Source organism: Rhodococcoides fascians NBRC 12155 = LMG 3623, from assembly GCF_001894785.1.
In the GTDB taxonomy this organism is placed as follows: domain Bacteria; phylum Actinomycetota; class Actinomycetes; order Mycobacteriales; family Mycobacteriaceae; genus Rhodococcoides; species Rhodococcoides fascians.
The window spans coordinates 105,744-116,536 of the sequence record NZ_BCWW01000009.1 but is presented as its reverse complement, the minus strand read 5'-3'; the positions used below and the strand labels follow the sequence as shown (position 1 = coordinate 116,536).

The 10,793-nt window shown below is 63.5% G+C and carries 10 protein-coding genes; all 10 read right to left on the bottom strand.

Features of this window, described 5'->3' with window-relative positions; translation table 11 throughout:
• Positions 1-194: 194 nt before the first annotated feature.
• The 10 genes from RFA01S_RS19180 to RFA01S_RS19135 all read right to left on the bottom strand — a co-directional run bounded on the left by RFA01S_RS19180 (position 195) and on the right by RFA01S_RS19135 (position 10,792).
• Positions 195-1,082 (bottom strand): hypothetical protein, encoded by an 888-nt coding sequence (locus tag RFA01S_RS19180; protein ID WP_032407340.1) that lies wholly within the window; start codon positions 1,080-1,082, stop codon positions 195-197.
• Between the two features lie 58 nt (positions 1,083-1,140).
• Positions 1,141-1,818, bottom strand: a complete 678-nt coding sequence (locus tag RFA01S_RS19175) for a hypothetical protein (protein ID WP_032365277.1) — start codon at positions 1,816-1,818, stop codon at positions 1,141-1,143.
• Between the two features lie 83 nt (positions 1,819-1,901).
• On the bottom strand, positions 1,902-3,149 hold the full coding sequence (locus RFA01S_RS19170; protein ID WP_032365276.1) for an MCE family protein: 1,248 nt from the start codon (positions 3,147-3,149) through the stop codon (positions 1,902-1,904).
• Positions 3,146-4,411, bottom strand: a complete 1,266-nt coding sequence (locus tag RFA01S_RS19165; protein ID WP_139278473.1) for an MCE family protein — start codon at positions 4,409-4,411, stop codon at positions 3,146-3,148. The genes RFA01S_RS19170 and RFA01S_RS19165 overlap by 4 nt, the downstream gene beginning before the upstream one ends.
• A 29-nt stretch (positions 4,412-4,440) precedes the next feature.
• Complete coding sequence (locus RFA01S_RS19160; RefSeq protein WP_032381287.1) at positions 4,441-5,721, bottom strand: MCE family protein; 1,281 nt, start codon at positions 5,719-5,721, stop codon at positions 4,441-4,443.
• Positions 5,721-6,719, bottom strand: a complete 999-nt coding sequence (locus tag RFA01S_RS19155; RefSeq protein ID WP_032365273.1) for an MCE family protein — start codon at positions 6,717-6,719, stop codon at positions 5,721-5,723. The genes RFA01S_RS19160 and RFA01S_RS19155 overlap by 1 nt, the downstream gene beginning before the upstream one ends.
• Entirely contained in the window at positions 6,716-7,783 is a 1,068-nt protein-coding gene (locus tag RFA01S_RS19150) for an MCE family protein (RefSeq protein WP_032369723.1), read from the bottom strand. Before RFA01S_RS19150 ends, RFA01S_RS19155 begins: the two co-directional genes overlap by 4 nt.
• Positions 7,780-9,135, bottom strand: coding sequence for an MCE family protein (locus RFA01S_RS19145; protein WP_032369724.1), 1,356 nt, complete (start codon positions 9,133-9,135; stop codon positions 7,780-7,782). The genes RFA01S_RS19150 and RFA01S_RS19145 overlap by 4 nt, the downstream gene beginning before the upstream one ends.
• A complete protein-coding gene (locus RFA01S_RS19140; RefSeq protein WP_032365270.1) occupies positions 9,132-9,992 on the bottom strand; it encodes an MlaE family ABC transporter permease in 861 nt (286 codons plus the stop codon). The genes RFA01S_RS19145 and RFA01S_RS19140 overlap by 4 nt, the downstream gene beginning before the upstream one ends.
• 5 nt (positions 9,993-9,997) lie before the next feature.
• The gene (locus RFA01S_RS19135) at positions 9,998-10,792 is read right to left on the bottom strand and encodes an MlaE family ABC transporter permease (RefSeq protein WP_032365269.1); all 795 of its coding nucleotides are present in this window, start codon (positions 10,790-10,792) and stop codon (positions 9,998-10,000) included.
• Position 10,793: the final 1 nt, after the last annotated feature.

Sequence of the window (10,793 nt, the reverse complement as noted above, 5' to 3'; positions counted from 1 at the left end):
TCATCGGATCCATCCCTGGCCGTCGAGCATCGAATGGTTGTCCCGAACAACCAGGGCTCGCCCCAAGCCAGGACGCAAACGCGATGGTAGACCTGGCCAGGGACACCGACGGAGACCGTGAAAACAACGAAAAGCCCCGTCCGAGCAGCGCTGACGCTGCATCGGACGGGGCCGAAGTATCGACCGGCCGGGGTCTACTGGTCGTCGATCGCCGACAGCTTCCAGGTGCCGTCGATCTTCTCCATGTTGACTGTCAGAGGGCCTTCCGCACTGCCGGAGGCAACGCCGTTTTGAGTCGCGCTGATGTTGACGTTCGCGATCAGTTCGGCCTTGTCGTCCTCGAGTCGCGAGACGCCGATATCGGTGACCATTGCCTCGGTGCCGGTATCGGTTTGCACCACAGCAGATTTGGTGGTGTCGGCGGTGGAGTTGAACTCGTCGAGCATCGACTGATTGAGCACCGCCCGCGCCGCATCGAAATCTGCATCGATCGTCTCGGCCTTGTACGTGTACAGGGTCTGCAGAGCGTCGGTAGCTGCCGACGTCACCTCTTGCGTCGCCGAAGAATCCACCCACGCCTTGTTGTCGATCGTCGCGAACGGCTTGAATGCAGCGACGGCTGCGAAAGCACCGAGAACCACGGCGATGACCGCGACCGCGATCACGTGCTTGAACCCGATACCCGACGCCGATTTCGGCGATTCGGTCGTCTCGGTCGAGGTCGAGGTGGGCGCGACCGGTTTCTTCAGCCCGGCCCTGGACGGGCGCGACTTGTCCTGCTGCGTGTCTACGGGCTGCGTCTCGGCTGGCTGTGTCGTGGCCGGGGCTGTCGTGGCCGTATCCGTCTCGACCGGATCTGTCTTGTCCAGTCTGGGCTCTTCCGACGCGGGTGTGGTGCCGACGGCTGTCTCGGCAGCCGTGGTGTCGGGTGCCGCTGTCTCGGGTCCCGTTGTGTCGGGTGCCGTTGTCTCAGGTGCCGGTGCGTCGGTCTCGGCCGACGTCGGCTTGGCGGTGCCGGCTACCTTTCGACGTACCTTGCTGGTGGTCGTGGGGGGAACGATCTTGCGACGCTGGGGAGGCACTGCAGAACTCCTTCGAGGCTTACTTCTGTACAGATGGACGACGGCGCTGCCGGCAAACTCAGTTGCCGCCGGTGTTCGGCTGGGGGGCCGGCGTCGCTTCCGTACTGGGGTCGACCGCGTTGGGGTCGGTGGGACCACCCGGTTCCGTCGGAATGACGGGATTGGTGTTCGGGTTGTCGAGAGAGATCCGCGAACCGATGGGATCGACCTTGTTGGTCTTCCACACCCCGTCTACGTCTTCCATGGCCATCCGCATGGTCAGCTTGCTGCGCTCCACCCGGTCGGGCCAGGTGGTGGTCGTGGCGATGACGACGAGCGCCGTTGCGGTGTTCTCGTCGGTGCTCAGCTCGGTGAGGGTGCCGTGCAGCACCTCGGCCTCGCTCTTGGCACCGGACTGACGAACCTGATCGGTGATTCCCGAACGGGTCTGCTCCAGATCGTTGAGCATCAGATCACCGGTGATCGAGGACTTCATGTTGTCGAACGACTGGTCGATGTTGGCTGCATCCACAGTGTTCAGGTTGACCGCAGCCTGCTGAGCGCCGGTGAGCGCCGCATCGCGGGTGTCGGCGGTGGGCTTCTCACTCAACAGCGCCGTGCCCCAGCCGTATCCGAAGAACACGGCCGCTGCGAGCGCCGCCACGGCAATCACCGTGACGACGGCCAACAGAATCTTTGCTGTCTTGCTTGACCCTGGAGTCGCGGGCGACTCCAGGGTTTCGGTGCTCGAGTTCACACTGTCACCCTACTACTCGGTAATATCCGGCCGAACCGCTCTCGGCCCGATAGTAGTGCTGAGCAGCAGTTCCTTCGGCCCCGCTACTTCGGCGTGACGCCGAGGAGCGGTGCCAACTGGGTGGCGATGGGGTTGAGGTTGAGCTTCTCGGGATCGACCTTGGGCTTGAGGTCCCACGGCTGCGGCACGTCCGGATCGGCGAACACGATTCGGTTCGCGCTACGGACACCGGTGACGCTGCCCTGCGGCGTCGCGCAGTTCGCGTCGAGGTTCAGTGGGTAGTTCTCCCGAGTCTCGTCGAAGTTCGGATTCTTCCGCTTCTCCTCGTCCAGGATGGCCTGGCTGCCCTCGTAGCCGACGGTGCACGGCGGCGGGTTGTTGGTTTCGAGCAACAGACCCTGATGGATAGTGCCGTCGTTCGGGACGATGGTCGAGATACCGGCACCGAGTGCAGGCAGGAACGTCAGGAACGGACGGAGCGCGACCGTCCGCGGCTCGGCCTGAGCCGCGACCAGGGCCAGATTGTTGATATCGGTCGTCAACGCCGGGCCTGCATCGGTGATGAGACCACCGACCTGGTCTCCGGCAGCAGTTCCGGTATCGATGAGACGACGGATATCGGGATCGCTCGACTTCAGCTGAGCCGTCACCTGATCCAGGCTCGTGCTGAATTCGCGAATCAGATCCGACTGCTCTGATTGAGTGTCGAGCACCGGCACCGCGTCACGAACCAGCGACAGAGTCTGCGGCAGAGCCTCGTTGGCCGACTCGGAGATGTTCCCGAGCGAATCGACCAGAGACTGCAGGTCGTTGCCCTTGCCGTCGAACGCGACACCGAGCTCGTTGACCACATTGGTCAACGTGTCCAGCGGCACCGACCTGACCAAGGTGTTCGTGTTCGCGAGCACGTCCTCCACCGGAACCGGCGTGGCGGTGTCGGCCTGTGCGATTTCCGAACCATCCACCAGGAACGGACCCTGATCGGACTGCGGCTGCAGGTCGACGAACTGCTCGCCGATCGCGGAACGGTTCGCAACGACGGCCTTGGTGTCGGCCGGGATGTCGGGTCCACCGTTGTCGAGTTTGAGCGCCACCCGGACACCGTCCGACGTCAACTGCAGATCGCCGACGGTTCCGACCGGCACACCGCGGTACGTCACCTCGGCATTGGAGAAGATGCCGCCGGAGTCGGCCAGGTTGAGTGCGACCTCGTACTGCCCGAACCCGAGCATGTTGTCCAGGCGGACGTACTTGCCACCGACGTAGATCAGCCCGAGCAGGGCGACCACGACGAACGCGACCAACTGAAAGCGAACGAGCTTCGATCTCACTGTCCAACTCCGAATCGTTCGAGCAGATCGGTCACGGGAGCCAACGGGTCGAACGGTGCAGGCTCGGCAGCACCGGCGGCCTCACCCGTAGGCGCACCCGGTCCGGGAACCGGCGACGGAATGATGGGCGGCAACGGCAGCAGCGAGATCGTCGGCCAGCCTGGACGCGGGCCGTTTCCGTTGTAGTACGGATTCGACGGATCCACGACCGGCAGCGTGTTGCCGTACTTCGGCTGGATGTAGACCGGATCGCCCTCTCCCACACCGAAGTTCCGCAGCGCCGTACCGATCGAGAGATCCAGCGAGAGGAACAGGTTGGCCGAGTTGCCCTCGATGATCTTCTCGGTGCCGTCCGCGAACGGCAGTGTCGGGATCACCGCGAGCGAGGTGACGACGTCGTCCGCGGAATCGGCCAGGGCCTGCAGCGTCGGACGCAGTGCACGCAGATCTGCGATCAGGTCGTCCTTGGAGCGATCGATGACATCGGTGCCGACGGCCCCGAGTCGATCGAGTGCCCCGAGCATCTCGGTGAGCTGCGGGCGCTGCTTCTCGAGAACTTCCGTCGCGATCGGCAGGTCTTTGAGAACTGCGTCGATCTTGTCGGTCTGCGAGTTGACGCGACCACTGAGAGTGTCGAGACCGTCGATGGCGCGGGTGATGTCGTCGCGCTGCTGATTGAGACCGTCGATCAACGTATTGGCCTGCTGCAGAAGCTCTTTGGTCTTGCCTTCGCGACCGTCGAACGCCGTGCTCAGCTCTTTGACGATCGGCGAGAGCTGCCCGACGCCGCCGCCGTTGAGCAGCAGCGACAGGGCACCGAGTACCTGCTCGATGTCGGTTGCGTGGCGGGTGCGATCGAGCGGGATCGTGGCACCGTCCTGCAGACGTGCAGCCTCTTCGTCACCGGGAGGTGCGGAGAGCTGCACGAACTTCTCACCGAGCAGGTTGGTCTGCTGCACCGACGCGATCGCGTTGGCCGGCAGATCCACGTCGGAGTTCAGGATGACGTTGACATCGGCGGTCCACCCGTTGTTCGGCACCGAGATGGAGTCGACGCGACCGACGGGGACACCGTCGACCTTGACGGTCGACTGCGGCACCAGGTCCAGCACATCGTCGAACTGCACCGTCAGATTGAACGGGTTGTCGCCGACGTCGGCACCACCGGGTAGCGGAATGGCATAGATGCCGGCCGACGAGCACGCGCCGGCAGACAGCGCAACCACGCACAACCCGGCTCCGAGGGTCAACGAACGTTTCACGCGAGCTCGATTCCGATTCACAGAGGTCATCACTGTCCTCCCCCGATGAGCGACTGCTCGAGACCTGGCATGGTGGTGGACCCCAGTCTCGGCGAGACGTTGCCCGGCACGGTGCCCGGCACGGACACGTTCTGCTCGATGTCGTTGGTGAGAACCCCGAACGGCAACACAAGCCGATTCTGGTCGGCAAGAGGAGCCTGGATCATGGTGGTGATGTTGGCGCACTGATCGATGATCGGCTGAATCTGCGCACCGAGCGCCTCGAAACGCGGGTCACCGGGTACCAGCTTGCCGAGGTCGAGCAATCGGCAGACGGTTCCGAGCGGATCCTGGGTCTCGTTCTGCAGATTGGCACGCGAGGCCAGCGTGCCGGATTCTGCGTCGTAGGCGTTGACCAGGTTGCTGATGGCCAACGGCAGCAGCGTCAGAGTTTGCACGAGCTGCTCACGGTTGTCGGCAAGGGTCTGAGTGGGGACCACCAGACCGTTCGCTGCGGTGGTCAGCTCGGTCCGGTTGTCCGCCACGAACGTCGCCACGTCACCGAGGGACACCGAGAGCTGCTGCAGGGCGGCTCCCAGGTCCTCGCGCTGGCCCGACAGGAAGCCCGTCAGATCGGCGAGCTGACTGTTGAAGTTACGAACCTGCTGATCGTTGACGGCCAGCGCACTGACGAAGGTCTGCAGATTCTTGATCGTGTCGAAGACATCGGAGCGCGAGTCGCTCAACGTACGGCCGGCGGCCGAGAGCTGAGTGATGCTGTTGCCCAACGCTTCCCCGTTGCCGTCGAGGTTCGCCGCGCCGGTGTTCACGAGGTCGGTGAGAGCGCCGTCCTTGTTCGCGCCGTCCGGACCGAGAGCAGTGGACAGATCGTTGATCGACTTGTACAGCTCGTCGACCTCGACGGGAGTGGCAGTGCGATCACGGCCGATCGTCGTGCCGCTGGCCATGGTGTCGCCGCCGGTGTAGACGGGCGAGAGCTGGACGTAACGGTCGGCGACGAGCGACGGGGTGACCTGAACGGCCTTCGCGTCGGCCGGAATGTCGATGCCGCGATCGACTCGCATGACGACCTCGACGTCCTCACCCAACGGCGTGACCGATTCGACGGTACCCACCTTGACGCCGAGAACTCTGACCTCGGATCCCGAGTAGATGCCGATCGACTTGTCGAAGTAGGCGGTGATCTTGGTCGAACCGGCCCTGGTGAACAGCCACCAGCCGGCGACGGCCAGAACCAGCGCCACGATCACGACGACCGCGATCAGTGCGAGCTTGTTCTTGTTCCTCGGTGCTGCCTGAGTCTCTGTCATCAGTTCCCCGCCAACGTATCGAGCGCGGGCTGGCGGTAACCAGGTATCAACGGAACTCCGGGTGGGGTGAGGTTGGCCAGAACGATGTCGAGCCATCGTCCGTTACCGGTCACGTTGGTGTAGAGCCGGATGAACGGCTCGTACAGCTTCAGCGCCCGGTCGAGATTGTCGTTGTTGCGTTGCAGGATGTCGATGACGCCGTTGAGCTGTTGCAACATCGGGTTGATGGTTGCCTCGTTGTCACGGACCAGACCGGTCAACTCCTGCGACACACGTTGTGTGCCGGTGAGCAGCTGGGAGATGGCCTGCTGCCGATTGTTGAGCTCCTCGAGCAGTGGACCCGCATCGGTGATCAGTTTGTTGAACTGCTCGTTGCGGTCGGCCAGCACCTTGGAGGTCTCGCCGGTGGCTGCGAACAACTTCTTGAGTTCCTCGTCGCGGCTGGCCACTGTCTGCGACAACCGAGTCACGCCGTCGAGCGAGGCTCTGATGTTGGCCGGGGTCTCGGAGAACGCGTCGGACAACGTCCGCATGCTGGTGGCGAGCTGGTCGGTGTCGATGTCGTTGATCGTCGACGCCGCCGCCGAGAACGCGTCGATGACGTCGTACGGAGAGGTGGTGCGCGCCAACGGAATCGGATCTTTCGGGCTCAGGGTGTCCGAGCCACTCGGATCCAGTGCCAGGTACTTCTGCCCCAGCAGAGTCTTGATGGCGATGGCCGCTCGCGACTCGTTGCCGACCCAGGCGTCCTGCACCGTGAAGTCCACGAGCACCCGGTCGCCGTCGAGCCGCACGTCGGTGACCTTGCCGACCTTGACCCCCGCGATACGGACTTCGTTGGACGGCTTCAGACCTGCGGCTTCACTGAACTCCGCGGTGTACACCGAACCTGCACCGATGATCGGGAGACGGTCGAGGAAGAAGACCGACATCGTGGCGAGCAGGATGATCGCGATTCCCAGTGCCCCGATGGTGGCCGGACTACGTCGAGATGTCATTGCTTGATCCCCCCAGCTTTGCAGCGCTCTGCCGAGTTCGTGTACAGGGGCTGATTGACGGTCGGAAGCCCGGTCGGCAAATTCAGGTTCGGCGAATACCCCGGTCCGGCGACGATGTCGATACCGCAGAGGTAGAACGTGAACCAGGATCCCTGCTGAGCCGTACGAATCAGCTTGTCGAGCTTGACCGGCAGATTTCCGAGGACCGCGTCCACGTCGGCGCTGCGTCGATTGATGGTCTCCGACAACGTGTTCAGCGCTGTGACCGAACCCTGGATCGACGGCCGTGTCGGCTCGAGCAGGTCCGCGGTGGCGTTGGTCAGTCCGGCCAGCGAGGTCACGGCCGAGCCGACGACGTCGCGGTCGGCCGACAGGCCCGACACGAGCTGCTGAGTGTTGACGATGAGGCTGTCGAGCTGCCCGTCGTTCTGGTTGACCGTGGCGAGCACGTTGTTGAGGTTGGTGATGACCTGACCGATGACCTGATCCTTGTCGGCCACGGTGTTGGTCAGACTCGCAGTGTTCTTGACCAGTTCGTTGATGGTGCCCGATTCCCCCTGGAACACCTGGATGATCTGGTACGAGAGCTTGTTGACGTCATCTGCGCTGAGCGTGGTGAACAGCGGGCGGAATCCGTCGAACAGAGTCGTCAGGTTCACCGCGGGCTTGGTGCGCTCGAGAGGAATGGTCGCTCCCCCGGTGATCTTCTTGCCCTGATCGCCCGAACCCTGCTCGATGGCGATGTAGCGCTGACCGACCAGGTTGCGGAAGCGAATGGTGGCAGTCGAACTCGCCGGCAGCCAGTCGCGACTGCTCAGCGTGAAGTCGACCTTCGCCTCTCGTTCGTTGGCGATCTCGATCTTGTCGACCTGCCCGACGCGAACGCCGGCGATTCGGATCTCGTCACCCTCGTTGAGCGAGGTGACATCGGTGAACAAGGCCGAGAACTTGGTGCCGCCACCACCGCTCGAGTTCGCGATGGTGAAGGCCAGGGTGGCCGTGGCGATGATCGTGATCACGGCGAACACGACCAACTTGATGATCGGCGCGAGAAGGCCTCTCATGGCACGGTCACCTCCACTCCTCTCAATGCCGGTGCGCCGAGTGCGGCGGCCCACGACGGAACAGTCTCTGGTGCAACACCACTCGCTTGTCCGTAAATGACGGCAAGAGTGTCACGCTCGAAGTCCGAGCCCTCGTAGCTCGCGGGCTGCGCAGACGCGGAGACAGCGGGAACGATGGAACTCTGAGCCGACTTCGGTGGGCCCTGCCCGGGGATCTCCTGCGGGCCGGGATTACGGGTCGGTACCTGGTAGGACCCGTCGTTGACCGAACCTCCCGGGTACTGCGGGAAGAACTCTCCCGGTGCTGCCGGCTCGAAGCAGGTGGCTCCGCGGTCGTCGAACAGCCGTGGCTCGTCCTGGTTCGGCAAGTAACGGCCCTTCGGGTTGACGAACGATGCGGACACGTTGATTCCGGGGTACTCGTCGCCCTCACCGAGGACGATCTTGCCGCGCCTGGCACCTTCGGCGAACTGACTGAAGGTGCAGCCGAACGTCGGCGAGAACTCGGCCAGCAAATCGAGGGCCTCTCGCGAGTTCGAGGCGAGACCGATCAGATTCTCGGAGTTGACCTGCAAGAAATCGGCGGTCGTGTTCGATGCCGACGTCAGCGAGCCGTAGAGCGTCTCGAGGCTCGACTGCCGCTCGACGACCGTATTACCCGTCGTACGCAGGTTGTCCAGCGCCGAGATCAGCTCCGGTGCCGCGTCTGCGTAGGTCTGGGAGAAGTCGGCGAGACCCACCAGCGTCTGCTGGATGTTCGGCAGTTCGGTGTTGAGACCGGAAACGACATCGGTGAGGTCGTCGATGGTCTGTCCGAGCTGCTCGCCGCGTCCGCTCAGGCCCTGCGCCAGTGACCCGAGGGTATTGGCGAGGTCCTGCGGCGGGATGGCTTGCAGCAACGGCAGCAACCCGTCGAGCAGCTGCCCGACCTCGATCGCGTTGCCGCTGGTGTCCTGTCGAAGAACGGTGCCGTCGGAGATCGGCGACGCCGAATCGTTCTCGGGCACGATCAGCGAGACGTAGCGCTCGCCGAACAGGGTCTTCGGCAGCAGCCGTGCAGTGGCATTCGACGGGATCAGCGGAGCCTTGTCCGGATCGATGGCGAGCTGCGAGGTGACGACGCCGTCGACGGTCGACGCCGAGCGCACCTCGCCGACGATCATGCCGCGCACCTTCACATCTGCGTTCATCGGCAGAGCGTTGCCGACCGAGTCGGTTTCGAGGCTGACGTTGACGACCGATTTGAACGTCTTGTTGTAGGAGGTGATGCTCCATCCGAGAAACAGGATGAGTACCAAGAAGAACGCAAGTCCGAGCAGTACTCGCTTCAGTCGCGACGGCGAGTCGATCATCCGGCAACCCTCACTGTGGTGGTCGTGCCCCAGATGGCGAGGCTCAGGAAGAAGTCCAGTACCGCGATCGTGACGATCGCCGTACGTACTGCGCGACCCACCGCGACGCCGACGCCTGCCGGTCCGCCGGAGGCGTGGTAGCCGTAGTAGCAGTGGATCATGATCAGCACGAACGCGAAGATGAGCACCTTGAGGAAGGAATACAGCACATCTTCTGGAGGTAGGAACAAGTTGAAGTAGTGGTCGTACGAGCCGGACGACTGCCCGTTGAAGATCGTGCTGATTCCGCGGGAAGCGACGTACGAGGCAAGCAGACCGACGATGTAGAGCGGGATCACCGCGACGAATCCGGCGATCATGCGGGTGGTGACGAGGAACGGCACGCTGGGCACTGCCATGACTTCGAGTGCGTCGATCTCCTCCGAGATACGCATCGCGCCGAGCTGGGCGGTGAAACCACAACCGACGGTGGCGGACAGTGCAAGCCCGGCCACGATCGGTGCAATCTCACGGGTATTGACGTAGGCGGACAGGAAGCCGGTCAACACCGAGCTGCCGAGCTGTTCCAGGGCGGCGTAACCCTGCAGACCGACGACGATGCCGGTGAAGCCGGACATCATCACGATGACACCGATGGTGCCGCCGATGACGGCGAGCGCGCCGCTGCCGAAGGTGACCTCCGCCAGCAGGCGGAGAACCTCCTTCTTGTAATGGACTGCGGTCTTGGGTATCCACCCGATGGCCCGCAGATAGAACGACATCTGCTCGCCTGCGCGATCGAGCACGTTGAGCGGGGCATTGCCGACGCGCTTGACGCGCATCAGCGTGCGGTCACCGCGACCTCTGGCGATCGTCATCGCGGTTACGCTCCCTTCGCTGGTACGACCTGGAGGTAGACCAGGGTGAGAATGAGGTTGGCGAAGAACAGCAGCAGGAACGTGATGACAACCGTCTGGTTCACAGCTTCACCGACACCCTTGGGGCCGGGGTTGGGATTCAGGCCCTTGTACGACGCGATGATGCCGGCGATGAGACCGAAGATCGCCGCTTTCGCTTCTGCGACATACAGATCGGGTAGCTGAGCCAACGCGGAGAACGACGCCAGGTAGGCACCGGGGGTACCACCCTGCAGGATCACGTTGAAGAAGTAGCCACCGACGATGCCGACGACCGAGACGAGTCCGTTGAGCAGCAGCGCCACGAGGATCATGGCCAGCACTCGCGGAACGACGAGGCGGTGAACCGGATCGATTCCCAGTACCCGCATCGCGTCGATCTCCTCGCGAATGGTGCGAGAACCGAGGTCGGCGGTGACGGCAGAACCGGCCGCACCGGCCACCAGGAGGGCGGTCACGATCGGACTGCCCTGCTGGATGACGGCGAGCACGCTGGCTGCACCGGTGAACGATTCGGCACCGAGCTGCTTGATCAGCGAACCGGTCTGCAGCGATACGACCGCGCCGAACGGAATGGCGACCAGTGCCGTCGGCAGAATCGTCACGCTGGCGATGAACCAGGCCTGCTCGATGAACTCGCGGAACTGGAACGGCCTACGAAAGGTGTTTCGGACCACCTCGACGAACAGTTCGACGATATTGCCCGCTTGTGTCAGAGCGGCGTTCGCGGGCGCGAACGCGGACTTCTTCGATCCCCCCATG